Source organism: Saccharibacillus endophyticus (assembly GCF_013185185.1).
GTDB classification, from domain to species: Bacteria; Bacillota; Bacilli; order Paenibacillales; family Paenibacillaceae; genus Saccharibacillus; species Saccharibacillus endophyticus.
On sequence record NZ_JAAZWE010000006.1, the window covers coordinates 383,925 to 406,432 of the forward strand.

18 protein-coding genes are annotated in these 22,508 nt (G+C 54.5%); 5 read left to right on the forward strand and 13 right to left on the reverse strand.

The genetic code is table 11. The annotated features are described in order from the left end of the window. Window positions 1-183: 183 nt before the first annotated feature. The 7 genes from HRQ63_RS21490 to HRQ63_RS21520 all read right to left on the reverse strand — a co-directional run bounded on the left by HRQ63_RS21490 (window position 184) and on the right by HRQ63_RS21520 (window position 8,565). Window positions 184-1,761: a flotillin lipid rafts scaffold protein FloT gene (locus HRQ63_RS21490; protein ID WP_229714082.1), complete on the reverse strand. Its 1,578-nt coding sequence runs from the start codon at window positions 1,759-1,761 to the stop codon at window positions 184-186. 1 nt (window position 1,762) lies between these two features. Beyond that, the gene (locus HRQ63_RS21495; RefSeq protein WP_172247205.1) at window positions 1,763-2,302 is read right to left on the reverse strand and encodes an NfeD family membrane protein; all 540 of its coding nucleotides are present in this window, start codon (window positions 2,300-2,302) and stop codon (window positions 1,763-1,765) included. A gap of 210 nt (window positions 2,303-2,512) precedes the next feature. Beyond that, window positions 2,513-3,085, reverse strand: coding sequence for a hypothetical protein (locus HRQ63_RS21500; RefSeq protein WP_172247206.1), 573 nt, complete (start codon window positions 3,083-3,085; stop codon window positions 2,513-2,515). A 293-nt stretch (window positions 3,086-3,378) separates the two neighbouring features. Next, window positions 3,379-4,542, reverse strand: coding sequence for an iron-containing alcohol dehydrogenase (locus tag HRQ63_RS21505; RefSeq protein WP_172247207.1), 1,164 nt, complete (start codon window positions 4,540-4,542; stop codon window positions 3,379-3,381). Window positions 4,543-4,656: 114 nt separating this feature from the next. After that, window positions 4,657-6,300: a UDP-glucose--hexose-1-phosphate uridylyltransferase gene (locus tag HRQ63_RS21510; RefSeq protein WP_172247208.1), complete on the reverse strand. Its 1,644-nt coding sequence runs from the start codon at window positions 6,298-6,300 to the stop codon at window positions 4,657-4,659. A 36-nt stretch (window positions 6,301-6,336) separates the two neighbouring features. Then, window positions 6,337-7,323 carry a UDP-glucose 4-epimerase GalE gene (gene galE, locus HRQ63_RS21515; protein WP_172247209.1) on the reverse strand — a complete coding sequence of 329 codons (987 nt, stop codon included), beginning with the start codon at window positions 7,321-7,323 and terminating at the stop codon, window positions 6,337-6,339. A gap of 81 nt (window positions 7,324-7,404) precedes the next feature. After that, window positions 7,405-8,565 carry a galactokinase gene (locus HRQ63_RS21520; protein WP_172247210.1) on the reverse strand — a complete coding sequence of 387 codons (1,161 nt, stop codon included), beginning with the start codon at window positions 8,563-8,565 and terminating at the stop codon, window positions 7,405-7,407. 169 nt (window positions 8,566-8,734) lie between these two features. Here HRQ63_RS21520 and HRQ63_RS21525 point away from each other — a divergent pair, with 169 nt between their 5' ends. Further along, complete coding sequence (locus HRQ63_RS21525) at window positions 8,735-9,616, forward strand: AraC family transcriptional regulator (protein ID WP_172247211.1); 882 nt, start codon at window positions 8,735-8,737, stop codon at window positions 9,614-9,616. A 149-nt stretch (window positions 9,617-9,765) separates the two neighbouring features. Here HRQ63_RS21525 and mgrA read toward each other — a convergent pair whose 3' ends face one another. From mgrA to HRQ63_RS21550, 5 genes are all read right to left on the reverse strand, one after another. Next, window positions 9,766-10,770, reverse strand: a complete 1,005-nt coding sequence (gene mgrA, locus HRQ63_RS21530; RefSeq protein ID WP_172247212.1) for an L-glyceraldehyde 3-phosphate reductase — start codon at window positions 10,768-10,770, stop codon at window positions 9,766-9,768. 101 nt (window positions 10,771-10,871) lie between these two features. Then, entirely contained in the window at window positions 10,872-11,624 is a 753-nt protein-coding gene (locus tag HRQ63_RS21535; RefSeq protein WP_172247213.1) for an NAD-dependent protein deacylase, read from the reverse strand. Between the two features lie 34 nt (window positions 11,625-11,658). Beyond that, the gene (locus HRQ63_RS21540; RefSeq protein WP_172247214.1) at window positions 11,659-12,447 is read right to left on the reverse strand and encodes an HAD family hydrolase; all 789 of its coding nucleotides are present in this window, start codon (window positions 12,445-12,447) and stop codon (window positions 11,659-11,661) included. 112 nt (window positions 12,448-12,559) lie between these two features. Continuing rightward, the gene (locus tag HRQ63_RS21545; RefSeq protein WP_172247215.1) at window positions 12,560-13,414 is read right to left on the reverse strand and encodes an alpha/beta fold hydrolase; all 855 of its coding nucleotides are present in this window, start codon (window positions 13,412-13,414) and stop codon (window positions 12,560-12,562) included. 153 nt (window positions 13,415-13,567) lie between these two features. Continuing rightward, window positions 13,568-14,236 (reverse strand): bifunctional 2-keto-4-hydroxyglutarate aldolase/2-keto-3-deoxy-6-phosphogluconate aldolase, encoded by a 669-nt coding sequence (locus tag HRQ63_RS21550; protein WP_172247216.1) that lies wholly within the window; start codon window positions 14,234-14,236, stop codon window positions 13,568-13,570. A 646-nt stretch (window positions 14,237-14,882) separates the two neighbouring features. Here HRQ63_RS21550 and HRQ63_RS21555 point away from each other — a divergent pair. Next, window positions 14,883-15,134, forward strand: a complete 252-nt coding sequence (locus tag HRQ63_RS21555) for a KGG domain-containing protein (RefSeq protein WP_037290253.1) — start codon at window positions 14,883-14,885, stop codon at window positions 15,132-15,134. Between the two features lie 460 nt (window positions 15,135-15,594). Then, window positions 15,595-17,280 carry a dihydroxy-acid dehydratase gene (ilvD, locus tag HRQ63_RS21560; protein WP_172247217.1) on the forward strand — a complete coding sequence of 562 codons (1,686 nt, stop codon included), beginning with the start codon at window positions 15,595-15,597 and terminating at the stop codon, window positions 17,278-17,280. A gap of 405 nt (window positions 17,281-17,685) precedes the next feature. On the opposite strand, the gene HRQ63_RS21565 is transcribed toward ilvD, so the two are convergent. Next, window positions 17,686-19,122, reverse strand: a complete 1,437-nt coding sequence (locus HRQ63_RS21565; RefSeq protein WP_172247218.1) for a polysaccharide deacetylase family protein — start codon at window positions 19,120-19,122, stop codon at window positions 17,686-17,688. A gap of 155 nt (window positions 19,123-19,277) precedes the next feature. Between HRQ63_RS21565 and ytvI the strand changes: the two genes are divergently transcribed. Together ytvI and HRQ63_RS21575 are read left to right on the forward strand one after the other, a co-directional pair. Beyond that, window positions 19,278-20,477 (forward strand): sporulation integral membrane protein YtvI, encoded by a 1,200-nt coding sequence (ytvI, locus tag HRQ63_RS21570; protein WP_172247219.1) that lies wholly within the window; start codon window positions 19,278-19,280, stop codon window positions 20,475-20,477. 249 nt (window positions 20,478-20,726) lie between these two features. Then, window positions 20,727-22,271, forward strand: a complete 1,545-nt coding sequence (locus tag HRQ63_RS21575; RefSeq protein WP_172247290.1) for a catalase — start codon at window positions 20,727-20,729, stop codon at window positions 22,269-22,271. Window positions 22,272-22,508: the final 237 nt, after the last annotated feature.

Consider the following 22,508-nt stretch of genomic DNA (forward strand, 5'->3'; position numbering starts at 1 on the left):
CGCTGAGCCACACGCAATCCCCTAATTCTATCCCATGAAAAAAAGGACCGTCAACCCGCATTTTCTCTAGGAAAATACGGGATTCGGCCCTGCTTGCATACTTATTCGAAAACGATGCTATCCGTATTCATGTTTGGATCTAGCGTCGTCGTTGGCTTTGGCAAATTTAATCGCGAACGGACGTTATTCCGCTTGGCCTTCCGAAGACCGTTCCGCTAAAGCAACGGCCTCGGATCTTGCTGCTTTTTCCGCTGCCAGATTGGCGCCCACTTGCGCATCGGTCGGTGCTTTTTTGCCTCTGGTCAGGTTCTGGATCATCTGCTCCAGATCCAATCCCGATACGCTTTTCAGCATTTCGGGCGCGGTTGCCATGAGCTCGGTGACATAGCTGCTCACGCGGGCAGCGCCGCCGCCTTCGCCGCGTCCCGTATCGACAACCGTGATCTTGTCGACCGCCGCGATCGGCTCGGCAATCTTGCCTGCCAGTTCCGGCAGCATATTGACGATAACGTCCAGGATGGCCGCTTCCCCGTAATGTTTGAACGCTTCGGCCAGTTTCTCTTTGGCTTCGGCTTCGGCAAGGCCACGCAGACGGATAACTTCCGCTTCCGCCGTACCTTTGGCGAGCTCGGCGTCGGCGGACGCGATACCGTCCAGGCGTTTCTGCTCGGCGGAGGCTTTGGCCTGCGTTTCGATCGAATATTGGTGCGCATCGGCTTCGCGCATCCGGCGAGCTTTATCCGCTTCCGCCGCGACTTCTACGGCATAACGATCCGCGTCGGCTTTTTTCTTGACTTCCGCATCGTATTGCTTTTGACGAACCAGAATTTCTTTTTCCTGCAGGTCGATCTCCCGGTCTTTACGTACCAGCTCGACGCGCATTTGTTCTTCGACGGCGGTCTGCTTGGCACGCGCCTCCTGAATCAGGTAAGCCTGGTCGGCATCGGCTTTCGCCGTATCCTGATCGCGTTTGAACGCGGCGATCTTCAATTCTTTTTCTTTTTGCCCTTCGGCGATGTTCGTATCGCGAATCAGTTCCGCTTTTTGCCCTTCTTCTTCGGCGCGAGCTTTTTGAATCCGCGAATCTCTCACGGCTTCCGCTTCGGCGATCTCCGCATCGCGCTTTACGGCAGCGATTCGAGGCTTACCCAAAGATTCCAGGTAGCCGTGCTTGTCGCGGACGTCTTTGATGGTGAAAGAGACGATTTGCAGACCCATCTTCTTCAGGTCGCGCGCCGCGACGCTTTGCACTTCTTGGGCGAAACGATCACGGTTGCGGTACATCTCTTCGACGGTCATGGAGCCGAGGATCGACCGCAAATGGCCCTCCAGCACTTCCTGAGCTTCGGATTTAAGCGATTCGATCGGCTTGCCCATATACTGCTCGGCAGCCGTCGCCACGTCTTCCGTCGAACTCCCGATCTTGATGATCGCAACGCCGTCGGCCAATACCGGAACCCCTTGTTCCGTATAGACTTCCGGCGTCGTTACGTCCAGCTTATGCGACAGCAGCGACAAATATTCCGCCTTTTGGAAAATCGGCAGGATAAAGGCGCCTCCGCCGCGCACGATCTTGATCTTGCGTCCGGCTTCGTCGTCGGCAATATTTTTCGTGCCGAGGAACGAACCGGTCACCACCATCGCCTCATCCGTGCTAACCGTCTTGTAACGGGCCCAAAACGCCAACCCCAGTACGAGCAGCACGGCCACGACGATACCCGGAATCAATAGATAATCCGGAATCTGATCGAAAAAGTTCATTTTACTCCAACCCCTTTTCTGTTTTTTCAAGTTCGCTGACGCCCAACGTTCCGTCTTCGATGTCGATAACGACCACTCTGACTCCCGCGGGAATCCAGTCTCCGTCGAAGCTGAAAGCCGTGTGCAGCGTATTGCCTGAACCGCCCATGCTGACCATAACCTCGCCGTAGCCTTTTTCCGGAACCGGTACGGTAACTTCGCCGATTCGGCCTGTCAGATCGTTCATCGAGTAGCCTACCGAATTTTCGCTGCCTCGCATCGGTTTCACATAACCGAAGTACAGCAGCAGACCCGAGAGCAGCGCACATAGCACCGAAACGGATACGCTCCACACTGGAGGCAAGCCTGCATAACGTTCGATCAAAATGCCGGCTCCGCCGAACACGGTCACCATCCCGGCAAGCACGACGGGCTGCAGGAACTCGAACGACAACGCGTCGAACACCCCGCCCAGCGCGTCGCCGATCCAATCCCCGAACACGACGCTGATTAACGCAAACAGGACTCCGCCCACCAAGCAACCTAAATAGAGCGCTTCCACAGTCGCATCATTCCTCCATTCTTGGAGCTTTCCCATACCGTTTCGACATTCGGCGGCTCTTCCGTTACGGAAAAGCCCGTGCATGATGTACGGATTTGTCGCAGAACACTTTATCATACTGAAGCGCCGCCGCAAGCCGAAACTTTGTGAATGGGTATATTGTTACATACGTATGGTTGCCGATTTGGTTTCATTTTTCTCTAAATTAGTTCAATTTTCCTGCGAAGTAGATACTTGAGATAAAATTCCCAGTAGTTCATCTTCTTCGAATCCCGAATCCGTGCTGGCTTGCAGGGTATACGTTACGTCATTCGGCCTGGCCGTAGCGTAAATCGTATGATTTTGAAGCTTGGCGACCTGAATTTCGGTTCCTTCCACAACACGCGCTTCCGAACCTTGAACCGTTGCAGGACGCTCGCTTAACGTCAATAGCAGCGTCTGATCGCCTTCGTAAGGGCCGTACAGCAGTTCTTCGGGAAGGGTATCTTCGCTTTTCAACTTGCCCTTCTCGCGCGAATAAACCAAGACGATACTGTCTTTGTCCATCGGATCGGCCTCATCGCTTTTAAGCTCGTCAGGTAAGGAAAAGCTTTTATCTTTGTAGGCCAGGCTGAGTTCTACTCCTTCGATATTCGGAATCCCGGCATCCGGATATACACGCTGCACTTCGCGTCTTGCGTCGGCCAGGCCATCGGGTTCGGCAGGAGTGGATGAGCACGCGGAGAGTGACGTCGCGAGCAGTGCGAAGATTAAAAGTCGCGGCGCCTTATTGAGTATTTTCATGGTGAATCAGCTCCTCTCTAACTGATAAGCGCAGAGAACGAGTGAGTCGTTATGAAAAAGTTTCGGATGGGGAAAGGAAGCGGTAACGCTATGGGAGAAATTCGTTCAAGACGCTGTCTCATGCAGAAAGCCATCCGGCTTTCCGCATTCAAAGGCGTCTTTCGCTGAATTTCTCCTCCGCTAGAGCTTCCTTGTATGTGGGAGGTAAAAAGAAAAACAAAACAAGACCCCGTATTGATGCCGGGGTCTTGTTTTAAGTTAAACCTTTGAAGACATAAAATTTGAGGTACGGCTTACAGCGAAGCTTTATAAATCGCGACAACGTCTTCGCGCTGCAGCTTGTTGAAGTTGCCGAAAGGTCCGAATTTCATCGCTTTGTCGGCCATTTCTTCGATGCGGCTGTCGTCGATCTCGTAGTCGGCCAGCGTGCTCGGAGCACCGATGGAGTTCCAGAACGCGCGCAGCGCTTCGATGCCTTCAAGACCGACTTCTTCCGCGGATTTGCCTGTCGCGTCGATGCCGAAGACGTTGACGGCAAGCTTCTTGAAGCGCTCCGGATCGACGCTCAAGCTGTGCTTCATCCAGTTCGGGAACAGGATCGCAAGGCCTCCGCCGTGCGGAATGTCGTAAACGGCCGATACGGCATGCTCGACGTTATGCGTCGCCCAGTCGCCGGTGCTGCCCATGCTCAGAACGCCGTTCAACGCCATCGTGCCGCTGTACATGACCGTTTCGCGCAGCTCGAAGTTTTCCAGGTCGTCGATCAGCTTCGGACCCGCTTCGATTACGGCACGGAGTACGGACTCGCAGAAGCCGTCTTGGACGGGCGTGTTGCTTTCGAGGTGGAAATACGTCTCCAGCACGTGCGACATCATGTCGACGATGCCGTACACGGTTTGATCTTTCGGCAGGGAGTACGTGAACTCCGGATCGAGGATCGAGAAGGTCGGGAACGAATATGCGCTGCCCCAGCCCAGTTTCTCCATCGTTTGTTCATTCGTGATAACGGAACCGCTGTTCATTTCCGAACCGGTTGCGGCCATCGTCAGAACCACGCCCAGCGGCAGGCCGTCTTTGGCAGCGGCTTTGCGCTCCGCGAAGTCCCACATATCGCCATCGTATTTTGCGCCGACCGCGATCGCTTTGGCACAGTCGATGACGCTGCCGCCGCCAACCGCGAGGATCAGGTCGATGTTTTCGCTTTTGCACAGGTCAACGCCTTTGTGTACCGTCGACAAGCGAGGGTTCGGTTCGACGCCGGCAAGTTCGACCACGTTCGAGCCGAGTTCTTTTAACAGGGATGTCACGCTATCGTACAAACCGGAGCGTTTGATGCTGCCTCCTCCGTATACGAGCAAAATATTTTTGCCGTATTGCGGAACCAGCGTTTTGAGTTGTTCCAGTTGGCCTTTACCGAAAATCAGGCGTGTCGGATTATAGAAAGCGAAAGATTTCATGTGAATGTGTTACCCCTTCCTTTTCATAAGTTCGTATTCATTATATACCGGATTAGTCGGAAAACAAAAAAACTGCCGAATCCCGAACGGATACGACAGCTTTTTGATTCCTGATTATTGAATGTCTTGCCGGTTCCAGCCCAGACTGCTCACGTAACGGAAGAACGCTTCACGGCCTGCAGCATCCGTTTTATACACGCCTGCATGCCCCAGAATCTCAGTGAATTTCGCGCCGACTTCGAGTTCGATAAGCGCTGTAGCGGCTTCCGGCGTCAACTGCGAACCGTGCGCCGCGATCAGCTCGCGCACCCATGGCAAATGCTGCGCCAACACGTGGGACGCGTCGCTTTCCGCAGCAGCCAGCAAAGCAGAATCGCCGCTCAGTATACGTCCGATTTGATCCAACTCGTCTTTCAGGCGTCCCGGCAGGATCGCCAGACCCATCACTTCGATCAGGCCGATGTTTTCCTTTTTGATATGGTGCATTTCGCGATGCGGATGGAAAATGCCTTCCGGATGCGTAGCGTCGGTCCGGTTGTTGCGCAGGACCAGATCCAGCTCGTACGCGCCCTCGCGGCGGCGGACGATCGGCGTAACCGTATTATGCCGCACGCTCTCTCCGTCTTTTTCGCTGGATGCGCGCACGTTGACGCTTTCGTCGCTGTACGTTTTCCAAGTCTCGTAGATCTCGTCCGCCGCTTCCAGCAGCTCCGCTTGATCGTCGCCCGTCAAACGAATGACCGACATCGGCCAGCGAACGACGGATAGCTTCACCGAAGGGTATTGCGTATGCGCGAACACGGCCTCCGTCGGTGCTTTTTCGATCGCGAACGTGTGCTTGCCGCCTTGGAAATGGTCATGCGTCAGGATCGAACCGCCCACGATCGGCAGATCGGCGTTGGAACCCAGGAAATAATGCGGGAAACGGTCGGTAAACTGAAGCAGACGTCGCAATGTATCCTTGGTCAGCTTCATCGGAACATGGTCGCGGTGCAGCACGATGCAATGTTCGTTGTAGTACACGTAAGGCGAATACTGGAACAACCACGGCTCGTCGTTCAGCTCAAGCGGAATCACGCGCAGATTCTGGCGGGCCGGGTGATTGATGCGTCCGGCATACCCTACGTTCTCGCGGCAAAGCTGGCATTTCGGATAGACCGGAGGCGGAAGAAGTTTGGCCTGCGCGATCTCTTCCGACGTTTTTTCCGGCTTGGACAGATTGATGGTGATCTCGATGTCGCCGAATTCCGAGTCATGCGTCCAATACATATTTTTCGCGACGCGATCCATACGGATGTAGTTCGAATCGATACACCATTTGTAAAAACGATCCGTTGCCGCCGTGATTCCGCCTTCTTGTTCCGCTTGAAGGAAATCGCGCGTCACTTCGGAAGGACGGGCAAGCAGCAGACCCATCAGCTTGGCGTCGAGCAGGTCGCGCTGCGTATCGGTATTTTCCGGGATCATGCCCGTCTGCGCCGCGTAATCGATCAACGCATCCAGCATCGGCTGCGGGCCTTCCGGCAGCGTTTCGGCTAACGCGTCAAGCGACGCTTCGGCAGAATTCGGATCGGCGCCGTAAGGCTCGTCGAATCCGAACTGCTCCAGCAGACGGTTGCGTCCGAAGTCGCCGTCGGCTTCCTCCAACAATTTTTCCCGCAGCGCGAAAGCCGTCAACCGCTCGATCGCTTTCAACGCTTCCGCTTTCGTCACTTCTCCCGAACCTTGCTGCACTTCCCGTTTCAACTTTTCGCTCATGGACACTGCCCCCGTTATCGTTTTTTGAAGCTTCCTTTAGTCGTTGTAGCCGTCAGGACGCGATTGATGCCAGTTCCAGGCGCTCGCGATGATCGTCTCGATATTTTCGCGCGCCGGCGTCCAGCCCAAGACTTCGCGCGCTTTTTTCGAGGACGCGATCAAGGTAGCCGGGTCGCCTGCGCGGCGAGGTTCCGTTTTGACCGGAATTTCTTTGCCTGTCACTTTGCGCGCCGTCTCGATGATCTCGCGTACCGAGAAGCCGCTGCCGCTGCCAAGGTTGAACACGTCGCTTTCGCCGCCGTTTTTCAAGTAATCGATCGCCCGCAGATGCGCGTCCGCCAAGTCGCTGACATGCAGGTAGTCACGGATGCACGTACCGTCTTCCGTCGGGTAATCTTCGCCGAAGACGGAGATGTGCGAACGTTGTCCCAGCGCCGTTTGGAGCACGATCGGGATCAGATGCGTTTCCGGACGGTGGTCTTCGCCGATCTTGCCGCTTTCATGCGCGCCCGCCGCGTTGAAGTAGCGCAGAGCTACGTAACGGACGTTCAGCACGCGGTCGTACCAGCGGATCATGCGTTCCATCATCAGCTTCGTTTCGCCGTAGACGTTGGTCGGCTCGGTGCGGTCCGTCTCTTCGATCGGCGTCTTTTCCGGTTCGCCGTAAGTCGCCGCCGTGGAAGAGAACACGATGCGGCGCACGCCGGCTTCGTTCATCGCTTCCAGCAGGCAGAGCGTGCCGTACATGTTGTTATCGTAGTATTTGCCCGGATTTTGCATGCTTTCGCCGACCAGGGAGTTCGCCGCGAAGTGGATGACGCCCTCGATCTGATTTTCCGCAAAAAGCTTCTTCAGCAGCTCTTTGTCGCGCAGGTCGCCTTCGTACAATTTGCCGCCCAACAGCGCTTCTTTATGTCCCGTTTGCAAGCTGTCGATCACGACTACTTCGTCCCCGCGTTCGAGCAAAGCCGCCACCGTATGGGACCCGATATATCCTGCACCGCCCGTTACCAAAATCGCCATTATGTTTTCCTCCTTGGGTTGGGACGAAAGTTCGTCCTTTATTGGGTTGAATCGTTGTACTCGAAAAGGTTAATTGCCGAGCTACTCCACGCCTTCGCCGACGCCGCAGACGTAGAAGTCGCCTGTCAGTCCGGTGCGCGCCCGGTAATTCTCGCCGACTTCGCGCACGAAGCGCTCCACGTCGTCTTCATGCACCAGCGATACCGTACAGCCGCCGAAGCCCGCTCCGGTCATGCGCGCGCCGAGCGTGCCCGGAATTTTGCGCGCTTCTTCGACCATGACGTCCAGCTCGTCGCAGCTCACTTCGTACAGATCGCGCAGCGAGTCGTGGGACAAGTTCATCAGGCGGCCGAATTCTTCCAGATCGTTCGCCGTCAGCGCTTCGACCGAAGCCAGCACGCGGGCATTTTCTTCAATGACGTGCTGGGCGCGATTTCGAACCGTCTCGTCGGTGAGAGCGGATTTGAAGTCTTCGAACTGCGAAGGGGTCAGCTCGGCAAGGTAGCTCAAGTCTGCTTTGCAGCTTCTAAGGCGTTCCAGCGCTGCCGCGCACTGTTCGCGGCGTTCGTTGTACTTGGAATCGACCAGGCCGCGACGTTTGTTCGTGTTGCCGATGACCAGCTTGTAGCTGCCCGTTTGGAACGGTACATGCTTGTATTCGAGCGTATCGCACATGAGCAGGATCGCATGGTCCTTTTTGCCGTTCGCCACCGCGAATTGGTCCATGATGCCGCAGTTGACGCCGACGAAGTTGTTTTCCGCCGCTTGCGACAGCAGCGCGATCTGCACCGTGTCGCGGTCGTAGCCGCCCATCGCCAGCAGGCCGTAGCCTGTCACGACTTCGATCGACGCGGAGGAGGACAACCCTGCGCCGTTCGGAATCTCGCCGTGGTAGAACAGGTCATACCCTTTCGATACCGGGAAGCCGCGTTCCGCGAGTTCGACCATCACGCCCACCGGGTAGTCCGTCCATTGCCCGCTTTTGTTCAAGCCGATCTCGCCCAGCTTGATTTCCGCTTCTTCCGGCATATTGGTGGAAGCCAACCGGATCAAGCCGTCTTCGCGTTCGCGGATGACCAATGTCGTGCCGAATTCCAATGCTGCCGGCAGCACGTATCCGCCGTTGTAATCGATATGCTCGCCGATCAAATTCACGCGTCCGGGCGCATGAAACACGCTCGGTCCGATCGCGGACTCACCGAATTTCCGTATGAACATTTGCTTGATCTGCCCTGTATCCATTTTGGGATCACCTCATGGTTGTTTTGTTTGCCTTGTGCCCTCAGTATAAAAGATAGCGTTCTCCTTGATAATGCACCGATGTGCGGAGTGCATGGACTTATGTGACTTTCATTTTTAAGAAGAGTATACTGGAGAAAAAGGCTGCACAAGCCGGAAAAGAAGGTTCAGGATGAACGATGCCGCAAGCGAATTTTCCTACTCGGTTGCTCCGAATCCCGTTTACGACGATAAAGGCAGACTGTATGTCTTGTTCGCGGGGGAAAGCCAGACCCTGTCCGAACACAAGATCGGACCCAAAATCTACGACTATTTCCTGCTGCATATCATTGAATCGGGCCGCGGCTCATTCGTGCACGAAGGACAGCCGTACGCGCTGGAAGCAGGCGACGCGTTCCTGATTCGGCCCGGAAGGCTGGTCAGCTATGTATCCGATAAAAGACAGCCTTGGCGCTACCGCTGGATGGCTTTCGCGGGGCCTTCGGCCGAAGATATCGTCCATGACGCCGGATTGACGTCCGAGCATCCGGTTTTCCGCCCGTCCGCCGAATCGAATATCCCCCGCCTGCTCACCGACACGCTGGACGTATTTCGTTCCAGGCGCGCAGGCGCGCATCTGTCTTCGCTCGGCAATCTGTACCTGGTTTTGGCAGCCGCCGAAGATGTCGTGCGCGGCGACTCGGCTTTGCCTGCCGCGGATACGGCGGGAAGCCTGGCCGTCAAGCAGATGATCCGTTATATGACCGACCAATATGCGCACCCTGTCTCTATTGAAGACATGTGCCAGAGTTTGGGATACAATCGAGCCTACCTGGCACGTCTTTTTAAAAAAGAAACAGGCGTCGCTCCGGTCACGTACCTGCTGCGGCTGCGGATCGACAAGGCACGCGGCCTGCTGCGCGAACGTCCGGACTTATCCGTTCAACAGATCGCATCTTCGGTCGGCCTGACCGATCCGTTATACTTCTCCAGGCAGTTCCAACGTTTGCACAAACAGTCGCCTACGGCTTATCGGGAATCGGTGCTCAAACGGAAAAGCCAATCGAACAATTAACGCGAACTAAAAAGACGCTTGCCTAACGATGTAATTATCCCAAAAGCAAACAAGCGAAGCAAAAAACCGTATTCCGCAAAAAAGTCCCGCATTTTCGCTTAGACCCTTCAGGTCGCGAAAACGCGGGACTTTTCGATTCAAGCCGCTTTTCACTGCTCGCTTTCGGTTTTCAAAATCTTCTCGATCCGCTCAAGCTCTTCGGCCGAGAACTCCAGCTGCTTCAACGTTTCGATATTTTCTTCGATCTGCGACACGCGGCTTGCGCCGATCAGAACGGAAGTCACGCGTTCGCCGCGCAGCACCCACGCCAGGGCAAACTGCGCCAGGCTTTGACCGCGCGCGACGGCCATCTGGTTCAGCGCACGCACTTTGCGCATCGCTTCCGGCGTGATCTGATTCTGATTCAGGAACGGCGAAGCGCTCGCCGCACGGGAATCTTCGGGAACGCCGTTCAGGTATTTGTTGGTCAGCAGACCCTGCGCCAACGGACTGAACGCGATGCTGCCTGCTCCGCTCTCGTCGAGAACGTCTTGAAGGCCATGCTCGATCCAACGGTTCATCATCGAATAGCTCGGCTGATGGATCGTGAGCGGCGTGCCGAGATCTTTGAGAATGGCAACCGCTTCACGGGTCTGCTCGGCCGAGTAATTGGATACGCCTATGTACAGCGCTTTGCCGGAACGGACGATATGATCGAGCGCCCGCATCGTTTCTTCAAGCGGCGTATCCGGGTCCGGACGGTGGTGATAGAAAATATCCACGTAATCCAAACCCAACCGCTTCAGGCTCTGATCGAGGCTGGATACGAGATATTTGCGCGAGCCCCACTCGCCGTAAGGGCCGGGCCACATATAATAACCGGCCTTCGTGGACACGACCAATTCATCGCGGTAAGCTTTGAGATCGGTTGCCAGCAAACGCCCGAACATCTCTTCCGCCGATCCCGGAGGAGGTCCGTAGTTATTCGCCAAATCGAAATGCGTGATACCCAGATCGAAAGCACGATGCACGATGCTTCGGCCGTTTTCGTAAGCGTCAACGCCGCCGAAGTTATGCCATAGTCCAAGCGAGATCGCCGGGAGCTTCAATCCCGACCGCCCGCTGCGGTTATATTTCATCTGGTCATAGCGTTCTCCGCTTGCCTTGTATTCCATCGCTTTTCTCCATCCTTTCATTTCAAAACTTGCTACCATCCATCTTAGCGCTGAGGATGCCGATTAGCAAGAAAACGATTACATCTTTTTTTCAACTCTCGTTAAATGTATTCAAGCAACTTTCGTACCCGTTCTGCCACGGCTCCCATGGACTCCGTGACAAGCAGGTCGGCGTGGCTGTCGTACGGGGTAGGCGTGCGATTGAGCAATGCCAGATGTCCGCCCGTGAACATTCCGACCAGACTGGCCGCCGGTTGAACGGTCAACGATGTGCCGCCCACGATCATCAGATCCGCTTCTTCGATAGCTTGCACGGATGCTTCCAGTACAGCCGAATCCAACATTTCTCCATATAATACGACGTCCGGCTTAAGCACTCCTCCGCATTTCCGGCATACCGGAATCGCCGCAGCGCCCATCACCGCATGTAGATCATAGGTCTCCCCGCAGGATGTACACGCATTCCGCAGAACGGAGCCGTGAACTTCCAGCACATTGCGACTGCCTGCCTTTTGATGCAGACCGTCGATATTTTGCGTGATCACCGCGTTCAGCTTGCCGCTGTTCTCCAGATCAGCCAACAATCGGTGCATGGGATTCGGCTCGGCCTGCGGATAAACCATGCGGCTGCGATAGAAACGATAAAACATTTCGGTCTCCCCGTAAAAAAATTCCCGACTCAACATATCCTCCGGCGGATACGGAAATTCGTCTTGGCCGCTATCGTATAGACCTCCGGCTGAGCGAAAATCGGGAATCCCGCTTTCGGTCGATGTGCCTGCTCCTCCGAAAAAGACGATTTTTCGCGCTTGTCGAATCCATTCCGCCAGCACTTCCGCGCTATCTTTTGTCATCGTATTCCCCTCCTTCGCTTGATGACCCGAACGCTCAATCAAAGTTTCGGACTCTAATACCCAATTCGCCGTAATCCCCAACCACAAAATCGGCCGCAGCCAAGTGTGAACGCGGTCCTCCGCCTGATGCAATGCCGATCGCAAGGCGTGCCCCCGCACGCTTGGCCATCTCCATGTCCGCCCCGCCGTCGCCAATCACGACGGCTTGCTCGGGCTGAACACCGAGCCTGCGGCAGGCTTCGAATACGAGATCCGGTGCCGGCTTGCCCTCCTGTACCAAATCCCGGCCGTTGATACAGTCGAACAGATCCTCCAGTCCTGCCCAACGCAGATGCTTGATCGCGGAAGAGGTGGTGTCCGATGTCGCGACGGCAATCTTGATCCCCGCAGCCCGTGCGTGTTCGAGCAGAGTAAGCAAACCCGGAAGCGGGCGCACCGGCCTATCGATCTCTAACTGCTCTTCCGCAGAGGCGGCAAACTCGCGTACGGCATCTACGCTCTCGTGCCAAGGCAATCCGGATCCGTATAGCTGCCAGGCCAGCACGCCGGTCAGCTCGTCGGCTGTAGCCAATGCCAACGGGCCCGAGCGGTCATAATCGAGGATACGCCCGTTCGGCTCGCTGCGGATCACGCCAAAAGCCTTTTCGGCGCTGCCGATCCATTCTCCGCCCAGCTCAAGCAATTTTCGCTCTGTACGTTCCATCATTTCATCCGCCCAGCGTCCCCACAATTCCATAAAGTCCAGCAGCGTACCGTCTTTATCGAAGATCAGGGCCTGACAGGCGACTTCCTGATCGGCGATCGTCAAATAAGAGATAGACATAAGTTTCCTCCCCGTTTTAAAAAAAGCCGCGCAGAACCGTAAGTGTGCCGAAACGCCGCAAACACTTGATCGTTTCTGCGCGACTGAAGCTTCGATCCGCTTCTTGGCGCTATTATTGCCCGGCTTCCGCCGGAATCGCGTCCAACCAGGTTGCAATCAGGGATACCGTCTGTTCACGCTGCTCGGCTTCGGGAATCGAAGCCTTGCCGTCGCCGCCTTGCTCGCCGTAACTGCCGAAGTGACCATGGTTGCCCCCTTCGATGACTTCATATTGCGTATTTTCGGGCAGATAACTACGTCCTTCCTCGTAACTTTCCTGCTTCAAGACTTGGTCCTCCGAAGCCGTGATCGACAAGGCAGGCAGCTGGGTTTTGCTCAAATCGCCTTTCCCTTCTGCATAAGAAGCGAGGAAGAAAATACCCGCGATCCGATCTGTATGTTCGGCTGCATAACGTGCCGCAAACGGTCCGCCGAGCGAATGCCCGCCGAGCACGAACGTCTCGTCCGGATATTTGTCTTGTACTTTTTCGGCTTCGTTTTGTCCCAAGAACGCGAAGTTGAACGGCATCTTCACAACCACCACATGCCGCCCCGTCGCTGCCAGGTCACGTGCAAATGGAGCATAGACTTCCGGCTTTACCCGTCCTCCGGGATAGAAAATAACACCAGGCTGCTTCACGGCCGCCGTACTGTCCGACCCGATCGCGGGTTCGAATTCGATCCAATCGTCCGTTTGCGACACGGCTACCGCATCATCGCTTTTCAAAGCAGCAAGCGCTTCTTCAGACGGTTTGTAAGGCGTGCTCACATATACGACGGCAGCCGCAATCAATGCAAGCACCACCACTAACACAATCGTCAGGATCAGGCGCCCCTTGCGGCGCGGCGTCCCTCCGGTCTTGTTTGGTCTGCCTCTTCGTTTTCCGCTATTGAACGGCTGAATCGGCGCTTTTGATCCTGTTAACATTACAACTTCCTCCTTACATCCAATAAGTTTCCCCGTCCCATTATAAAGAAACGCGGCGAGTCCGGCAAAGGCAGTCCCGAGAATTTCGGGTTCATCGCAAAGAAACCCGCGTCTCCTATAGTAAGGAAGAAACGCGGGTTTGCATACATGCGCTTATCTGCTTTTGGCTTGACGATAGGCTTCCGCGTACTGAGCCGCTTTCTCCCGAATCTTCGTCATATCCCCTGTTTTTAAAGCCTCGCTGGTGAGATCGGAACCGATTCCGACCGCAACCGCTCCTCCAGCGATCCATTCGCCCAGATTATCCACGGATACGCCGCCTGTCGGCATCAGATTCGCTTGCGGCACAGGTCCTTTAAGCGTTTTGATAATCGAAGGATCGAACATATTTCCCGGGAAAAGTTTCATGACATCCGCGCCCAGTTCCAATCCTTTCAATAGGTCGGAGATGGTCACGACGCCCGGCATTACCGGAACGCGATACAAATTGCACATTTTGATCGTCTCTTCGTTCAATGCCGGAGAAACGACGAATTGCGAACCTGCCATAATCGCCATACGGGCCGTAACCGGCTCAAGCACCGTGCCTGCGCCGATAACCGCAAACCGATCGGAATCTTGCGGCGCTTCAGGGTTATACACTCGGCTCAGACGCTCGATGGCTTGAAGCGCATTCGGCACGGTCATTGTAACTTCGATAATCTTCACGCCGCCCGCGATCGCCTGTTCAGCCATTTCCACCACTTGTTCCGGAGAATCTCCCCGCAGAACCGCGACTACGCCGCAGTCCAATATGCTTTGCAGCACTTTGATCTTCTTCATTGAATTCCCTCATCCCTTTCCGATTCCGGCCGTTTACGGCGATGACGCCCGGCAATTTGTTCAACCTCTCACGCGCCGATATGTACTCGCTTTCATTGTGCGCCATGCCGTTTTCCGGTGTCAATGAAAAAACGAAAATAAACCGATAAGAACGTTCATTTCGTTTTGGCGAAGGAACAGCTGCCTCGTTTGAAACGAACACGTTCGGACATAGCCTAGGGCGTGTCTTCAAACCTCGATGGCAGCAGATTTGGCCGAATTTTCGCTCTCAGCAAGGAACTTTTTCGCAGTCGTGCGGGGGCACGTCAAGAGAAAGTGACGCGGCGGAGGACGAAAAGGCGGCAAAAGATGCACATTGGCAGGTTTGAAGACACGCCCTAGTACCTTGACCGCATTCCGTTTAAGGTTTTCGATGGGCGTAACCTCACATCTTAAGCGGTCAAGGTACTCGTTTGCGTCCCGATCCGAAAAAAGAAAGAAAAATCGAAAAAATTGCAAATGCTCGCCAACCCGCACTGCTGCAAGGATTTGGAAAGAAAACCTGCGCAAGTGGGGCTTTTTCGAGCTTGCTCGGCGTTTCATCCTAAAAAAGCGGTGGTAAATAGTTGGTGCACGCGGCAATAACAACTACTGAGGAGTGATTGAGATGGCAAACAGTCAGTCGGGCAACAAGAAAATGAGTCGCGAAGAAGCCGGTCGTCTGGGCGGAGAAGCTACGGCGAAAAAGCACAGCCGGGAGTTTTACCAAGACATCGGACGCAAAGGCGGCAAAGCTACGGCGAAATCGCACAGCCGGGAATTTTACCAAGAAATCGGACGCAAGGGCGGAGAAGCGACTTCCAATTCGCACGACAAAGACTTTTACCGGGAGATCGGACGAAAAGGCGGTCAGAAGTAATCCCGAATATGGGCAGACCGCTGAACTCACGTTTATTTCTCTCGCGCGCGCCGAATGAAAGAACCGATCATGCAGATTCGGTTTTTTCGTTTGGACGTGCTTTTTTTGCGTTGGGCAACTTTTCGCTAACGCATCAACGATTTGTTTTTGCGACTTTGCTAGGGAGTGTACGCAAACTTAACGACGTGCATCTTTAATTGCCTTTTCGCCCTCTACTGCTTCAGTGCTCCTTGACGTGCCCCGGCACGCCTTCGGAACCCTTTCTTGTGGAGAACGAAAATTCGTCTAAATCTGCTGCCTTCGAAGTTTGCGTACACGCCCTAGAAAAAAGTGACGGCATGTGTTAGACTGTTTAGAAAATTTAGCTTCATGCTTGCTCGGGTTTTCGCGAGTTCTTGCTTTGCTCGTTAACCGCGCTAAAGCTGTCATTTTAATATATCGTTCTGGGGGGAAAGTCATTATGGCACCGAAAAAAATGCGTTCCGACATGATCAAAAAAGGATTCGACCGCGCACCGCACCGCAGTCTTTTGCGTGCAGCCGGAGTTAAAGAAGAAGATTTCGGCAAACCGTTCATCGCGGTCTGCAACTCTTATATCGATATCGTACCGGGTCACGTGCACTTGCAAGAATTCGGCAAGATCGTGAAGGATGCGATCCGCGAAGCCGGCGGCGTACCGTTCGAGTTTAACACGATCGGGGTCGACGACGGGATCGCCATGGGCCATATCGGCATGCGTTATTCCCTGCCAAGCCGCGAAATCATCGCCGATTCGGTAGAAACGGTCGTCTCCGCGCACTGGTTTGACGGCATGGTCTGCATTCCGAACTGCGATAAGATCACGCCGGGCATGCTGATGGGCGCTCTGCGCGTCAACATCCCGACCCTCTTCGTCAGCGGCGGACCGATGAAAGCCGGCAAAGACAAGAACGGCCGCTCGATCTCGCTGACTTCGGTCTTCGAAGGCGTAGGCGCTCACCAAGTCGGCAAGATCGACGACCAAACTTTGCTTGAACTCGAACAATACGGCTGTCCGACCTGCGGATCTTGTTCGGGCATGTTCACGGCAAACTCGATGAACTGTCTGGCTGAAGCGCTCGGCTTGGCTATGCCGGGTAACGGCACGATTCTCGCCGTTGCTCCCGAACGCCGCGAGTTCGTTCGTCAATCGGCTACGCAGTTGATGGAACTGATCAAGCTGGATCTGAAACCGCGCGATATCGTAACGGTTGAAGCGATCGACAATGCTTTCGCGCTGGATATGGCGATGGGCGGATCGACCAACACGGTTCTGCATACCTTGGCGCTGGCTCAAGAAGCGGGCATCGAGTATCCGATCGAGCGCATCAACGAAGTCGCGAACCGCGTTCCTCACTTGGCGAAACTCGCTCCGGCATCCGACTGGCACATCGAAGACGTGCACAATGCGGGCGGCGTAAGCGCCGTATTGAACGAACTTCTCAAAAAACCGGGCGCCTTGCATGCGGATCGCATCACGGTAACGGGTAAAACGATTCGCGAGAACGTCGAAGGACAAGAAATCCAAAACACCGAAGTGATCCATAAAATCGATAACCCGCACTCCGAGCGCGGCGGCCTGGCCGTTCTGTTCGGCAACCTGGCTCCGGAAGGCGCGATCATCAAGGTCGGCGCGGTCGATGCTTCGGTCGGCGGTTATCACAGAGGCCCGGCAATCTGCTTCGATTCCCAAGAAGACGCGCTGGAAGGCATCGCAAAAGGCCAAATCAAGGAAGGTCATGTTGTCGTTATCCGTTATGAAGGACCTAAAGGCGGACCGGGCATGCCGGAAATGCTGGCTCCGACTTCGCAAATCGTCGGCATGGGCTTGGGCGCCAAAGTCGGCCTGATCACCGACGGACGCTTCTCGGGCGCATCCCGCGGCATCAGCATCGGCCACATTTCGCCGGAAGCGGCGGAAGGCGGACCGATCGCCTTCGTGGAAGACGGCGATTTCATCGAGCTGGACTTGAACAAGCGCACGATCCAATTGGAGATCAGCGACGAAGAATTCGCTGCCCGCCGTGCAAATTGGCAAGGTTTCGAGCCGAAAGTTAAAACCGGCTACTTGGCCCGTTATTCCAAACTGGTTACGAACGCGAGCATGGGCGGGATCATGAAAATTTAATGGTTGTGAGGGAAAGCCCGGAGACTTCGGTTTCCGGGCTTTTTTGTTGGGGAATTCTTTGTGCTTGGAGCGGGGGCGGCTGCGGGAGAAATTGCCAGCGTATGCTTCCGAAGTGCATTTCTTCGAAATGCTTTACAATCCGCTGTCTCGCCTGGAAAACTGGATTGAAATTTTAAAAGGTTGTTTTCCAAGCTCAAAGGCGTCTTTCACTGAATTTCTCCCTCCGCCTGGCGCTCGCAGCGGAAAGAATTTTTCAACGTTAAAAGCCCGGAAAGCGAAGGCTCCGGGCTTTGTGTTGAGGAGGTATAGGGAAAGAAGAAAAGAACTTGCTAGCACGAATTATGATGCTTTCCTACCGGATCGGATCAAAAGCAATCCTATACGAGAACGAGTAATTGAGTCTTTTCAGGTAACGACGCCGGCCGGTTGTTTTTCGGCGGGGATGTTGTCCGAGGCTGCTTTTTCGCCGGCATCTTCGAGTTCGGTGCGGACGGGTTCATCCGCGGGTTTGCGTTTGCGGTCCGCGCGTTTATGGTTTTTGAAATCGCGGGTGAGCAGCACGTCCATCGGCATCAGCATGATTTTGGGCACGAGAAGCTGGGATTGTTCGCCCAGACGCGACGCGCCGGAAGGATGCAGGACGCCGAGCAGGACTTTGAGGTAGACGCGCGTCATTTTGGCAAATAAACCTTCCGGGAGATCGAGCACCTGGAATCCGAATTGTTCCGGGCCGCGGTTGATCATGCTGACGCCGTATAAGCCTTTGGCTTCACGGAGCTTCGGATCGCGGCGAACGTGTTCGGCGATTTTGGGCAGGCTGCGTTCCGTCTCGCGTACCATCAGAATCGCCGTCTGCATGGCGGAACGGGAGCGGCTGCTGAAATCGAATAGCATTTTGTTGTCGAAATGCAGTTCTAAAATATGATCTCCTTTTTCCAAACGCTCGCCGTCCGCAAGCTCCAATGTCTGACCTGAATATTTAGTTTGACGAAAGTGGAAGAATGGTGCTCCCTCCGCTTCCTGAAGCCGGAAAGCCCATTTGAAGGCTTTTTCGTATAACAGCCATCCGCCGACCAGAAGACGCTTCATCGGCGACAACGTTCTTCCTTTGGCTTTAAGTTCCGCTTTATGCGCTTTTTGCGTGGAAGCCATCAGCTGCTCTACGGTTACGCTGCGCAATCCTTTGGCATACGCTTCTTCCAAAAAGCGTTCCAACGCGCGAATCATGTTTTCCGGCGCTTCGTCGTTGGCACCGAGCGTAGCTCCGCAGTCGTGCAGCACAAGTACCTCGCCGCCGCGCATTTTTCGGCGCATGCGTTTGAGCAAGCGATCTTCACCGAGCCGCTTGCGCCAATCGCCGAAAATGCCGGACCAGAGGATCAGCTTCAACTCGTGCCGGCCGACCAGGTCGAACAGGTTGACGATGCCCCAAGGCGGACGGTAATATACGGAACGCTGTCCGGTTACGCGTTCGATCACTTCGTTGGTGCGATTCACCTGTTTGCGTACCGAGCCGGGCCACATTAACCAGTTCGCGCGATGCACGTAGTTATGAATGCCGATGCCGTGACCTTCCGCTTGCATGCGTTTCAGCAGCTCGGGATGCTGAACGGCGTGCGAGCCAACGACAAAGAACGTCGCTTTTGCTTCGTAACGCTTCAATATGTCGAGCAACTGCGCCGTGTACCGCGGGTCCGGCCCGTCATCGAAGGTCAGGGCGAACTCCGTTTCACTCGTCCCCTTGCGGAAAGCCCGGAATCCGAAAATCCGGCTGATCAACCCCGGAATGAATGCGTAAAAAGATGATAAGTAAAATAGCCATATCAGCAAGGTCGTTTCCATTTCCGCTCTCCGTTTCTCTATTTTGAAGTTCAAGCAACAGTTTTTGGTCATTCTATTGCTCGTCGTCATCACTTTATTTTATCATAGGAATTAATGGAATCAATCCAAAAGTGCGGACTTTCGCGGTCCGACATTCTTAATGAAGGAGCCTGTTCATGATATCGTTGTACCGGAAATACTGGCGCACGGCTTTTGATATTGCCTTGATCGTACTGACTATTTATCTGGTCATGTTGGCATTCAGTTGGCTGTACGGCATTGCGGCACCCGTCTTTTTATCCATTGTCGTCTTCTTGATCATTGAACCTTTTGCCCGCTTTTTGCATCGCAGAAAATTACCCAAACCGTTGGCCTCTGCCATCTCGGTGCTCCTGTTCGTCTCGGTCATTCTGGGAGCATTATTCGGTGCGGGCTTGATTTTCGTTTCGCAGATTGCGCGCCTCGCCGATAACTTGCCGGAGTACACGGCAATCATTCAAGTCCAATTCTCGAATCTGACTGAATTTTTACATAGCGAGCTGAATGCTCTTCCGGCCGGAACCGTAGAGAAAGCCAATGAATACTTCGCCTTGTTCACGGATCAATTGGCGGGCTGGTTGAAGTTGGCATTCACGCATGTGCTCGCCTTCCTGACCTCCTTTTCCAGCTTTATTGTCAGCTTTACGATCTCGATCATTCTGGCCTTCTTCCTCAGTTCCGAGATCGTTTGGTGGAAAAAGGTGGCCAATGACAAAACGCCGAATACGTTCAAGCACGCTTATCAGTTTCTGAAAGATCATGTATTCCGTTCGATCGGCTCGTATCTCAAAGCGCAGGCGATTTTGGTATTCATCACGTTTGCGATCGTTTATGCGGGTCTGTTGATTCTGCGGGTGGATAATGCGTTCGCGATTGCGATCGTTTCCGCGCTGTTCGATATTTTGCCGCTGCTCGGCGTGCCGGCCATTTTCATTCCGTGGGTAATTTATCTCTTCATCGTAGGCAATACGGGCCTTGCGATCGGATTAATCGTGCTGCTTGCGGTCGTCATGCTCACGCGCCAACTGCTCGAACCTAAAATCGCGGGCAACTCGATCGGAATCTCTTCCGCTTATCTGATGCTCTCCTTCGTCCTGATCTCGACTTCGCTATTCGGCATGGCCGGGTTGATCCTGGCCCCGATTCTGTTGATCTTGATCAAAGAGCTGCTTCAGGAAGGCTATCTGCAACGCTGGATTCGGATGCCGCAGGAAGAGTTCACCGTGCATCCGCTCAGTCCTTCCGGTGCGCAGCCGACGCCTCCTCCGCCGTCGGACCCGCCGCCTGCCGCAGCAAGCAGTAGTTCTCCGCCCTCCGATCCCGACGTGCCGAATTAAACTTTTCTACGCAGACGTTCCTTGAAAAGGAGCGTCTTTTTGACTTTTTTCCGTAATTATTAAAGTTTGGATGAAAGTTCGATGAAGGACGTTTGGTTAACGTTTTAACGATATGTAGTCCGGGTATAGGATTGACGTATGCCCATTTTATGTAAGTGCACTCCACCATCCGAAATGAGGGAAAGGGGACTTCATGTGAGCGACGAAAAGAAACCGCAAAACGGCAGCGAGCAACCGCAAGGCGACGACATGACTTTGACCACCCGGCAAGGCCATCCCGTTCGTGACAATCAAAATGTACGCACCGTGGGCAGCCGCGGACCGACCACGTTGGAAAACTATCAGTTTCTTGAAAAGATTACCCATTTCGATCGCGAGCGTATTCCCGAACGGGTCGTTCATGCCCGCGGAGCAGGGGCACACGGCGTGTTTACCGCTTACGGAACAGCCGGCGACGAGCCCGTATCCAAATACACCCGTGCCAAACTGTTCCAGGAAAAAGGCAAAGAAACGCCGGTATTCGTGCGTTTTTCCAGCGTTATTCACGGCGGCCATTCGCCCGAAACGCTGCGCGATCCGCGCGGGTTCGCGACCAAGTTTTATACCGAAGACGGAAACTGGGACCTGGTCGGCAACAACCTCAAAGTATTCTTTATCCGCGATCCGCTGAAGTTTCCGGACATGGTTCACGCGTTCAAGCCGGATCCGATCACCAACGTGCAAAGCATGGAGCGCTTTTTCGACTTCGTATCGCTGAGCCCGGAAGCCACGCATATGGTAACGTTCTTATTTTCGCCTTGGGGCATTCCCGCCAACTATCGGCAGATGCAGGGCTCCGGCGTCAATACGTATAAATGGGTCAATACCGAAGGCGAAGGCGTACTGGTGAAGTATCACTGGGAACCGCTCGGCCAAGGCATTCGGAACCTGACGCAAAAAGAAGCCAACGAGGTGCAGTCGACCAACTTCAACCACGCCACCCTGGACCTGTACGAAGCCATCGAAAAAGGCGATTTCCCGGAATGGGAGCTGTGCGTGCAGATCATGGAAGACGGCGAGCACCCGGAACTCGATTTCGATCCGCTCGACGATACGAAATTATGGCCGCCGGAGCAGTTCCCGTTCCTGCCTGTCGGAAAAATGACGTTGAACCGCAATCCGGAAGATTATTTCACCGAAGTCGAGCAGGCCGCGTTCGGTACCGGCGTCCTTGTGGACGGCCTGGACTTTTCCGATGACAAAATGCTGCAAGGACGCACCTTCTCCTACTCGGATACCCAGCGTCATCGCGTAGGAGCCAACTATTTGCAGCTTCCGATCAACGCGCCGAAAACCCATGTCGCCACCAACCAAAGCGGCGGTCAAATGCAATACAAGGTCGACCGCGCACCGGGCCAAAACCCTCACGTGAATTATGAACCTTCGTCGATGGGCGGCTTGAAAGAAGCGCCGAAGCCGGGCAAAGACCATGAACCCGAATACCATGCCAAACTGGTCCGGGCTCCGATCGACCGCCCGAACAACTTCGGCCAAGCCGGGGACACGTACCGTTCCTTCGAGGACTGGGAACGAGACGAGTTGATCGACAACCTCGTCGGCGCATTGTCCCAATGCAAATCCGATATTCAAGAGCGCATGATCGACTACTTTACCCAAGCCGACGCCGACTACGGCCGTCGGGTATCCGAAGGCTTGGCCTCGGCCGACCCGAAAGACGCAACAAGCGGCCAATCGAATCCGCACCAAGCCGTCGAAGAAGCCCAAGAAAAAGGCAAAGAATCCGGACCTTACTAAAAGTTTGAAAAAGAATCAAATTTGAATCTCGCCAGCCTGTTCTTCCTATCAAAAAGAGCTCCGGACCGAAGTCCGAAGCTCTTTTCTTGTTCTTCCCTACCCCACTCTCACCGCTTAAAGTTTCGGGAGCGGAGGGTAAGGACTGTGAAGAAGCGATAGCGTTCGCCTTTGCCATTGGGAAAACACCATTAAAACTTCCAATCCTTTTTCCCGATGGCAACACGCGATCGTAACAGT

Excerpts from the sequence above, each read along its gene's own strand:
- HRQ63_RS21490 (WP_229714082.1), bottom strand. The coding sequence starts at position 1,761 with ATGAACTTTTTCGATCAGATTCCGGATTATCTATTGATTCCGGGTATC.
- HRQ63_RS21500 (WP_172247206.1), bottom strand. The coding sequence starts at position 3,085 with ATGAAAATACTCAATAAGGCGCCGCGACTTTTAATCTTCGCACTGCTC.
- HRQ63_RS21505 (WP_172247207.1), bottom strand. The coding sequence starts at position 4,542 with ATGAAATCTTTCGCTTTCTATAATCCGACACGCCTGATTTTCGGTAAA.
- HRQ63_RS21510 (WP_172247208.1), bottom strand. The coding sequence starts at position 6,300 with ATGAGCGAAAAGTTGAAACGGGAAGTGCAGCAAGGTTCGGGAGAAGTG.
- galE (WP_172247209.1), bottom strand. The coding sequence starts at position 7,323 with ATGGCGATTTTGGTAACGGGCGGTGCAGGATATATCGGGTCCCATACG.
- HRQ63_RS21520 (WP_172247210.1), bottom strand. The coding sequence starts at position 8,565 with ATGGATACAGGGCAGATCAAGCAAATGTTCATACGGAAATTCGGTGAG.
- HRQ63_RS21525 (WP_172247211.1), top strand. The coding sequence starts at position 8,735 with ATGAACGATGCCGCAAGCGAATTTTCCTACTCGGTTGCTCCGAATCCC.
- mgrA (WP_172247212.1), bottom strand. The coding sequence starts at position 10,770 with ATGGAATACAAGGCAAGCGGAGAACGCTATGACCAGATGAAATATAAC.
- HRQ63_RS21535 (WP_172247213.1), bottom strand. The coding sequence starts at position 11,624 with ATGACAAAAGATAGCGCGGAAGTGCTGGCGGAATGGATTCGACAAGCG.
- HRQ63_RS21540 (WP_172247214.1), bottom strand. The coding sequence starts at position 12,447 with ATGTCTATCTCTTATTTGACGATCGCCGATCAGGAAGTCGCCTGTCAG.
- HRQ63_RS21545 (WP_172247215.1), bottom strand. The coding sequence starts at position 13,414 with ATGTTAACAGGATCAAAAGCGCCGATTCAGCCGTTCAATAGCGGAAAA.
- HRQ63_RS21550 (WP_172247216.1), bottom strand. The coding sequence starts at position 14,236 with ATGAAGAAGATCAAAGTGCTGCAAAGCATATTGGACTGCGGCGTAGTC.
- HRQ63_RS21555 (WP_037290253.1), top strand. The coding sequence starts at position 14,883 with ATGGCAAACAGTCAGTCGGGCAACAAGAAAATGAGTCGCGAAGAAGCC.
- ilvD (WP_172247217.1), top strand. The coding sequence starts at position 15,595 with ATGGCACCGAAAAAAATGCGTTCCGACATGATCAAAAAAGGATTCGAC.
- HRQ63_RS21565 (WP_172247218.1), bottom strand. The coding sequence starts at position 19,122 with ATGGAAACGACCTTGCTGATATGGCTATTTTACTTATCATCTTTTTAC.
- ytvI (WP_172247219.1), top strand. The coding sequence starts at position 19,278 with ATGATATCGTTGTACCGGAAATACTGGCGCACGGCTTTTGATATTGCC.
- HRQ63_RS21575 (WP_172247290.1), top strand. The coding sequence starts at position 20,727 with ATGACTTTGACCACCCGGCAAGGCCATCCCGTTCGTGACAATCAAAAT.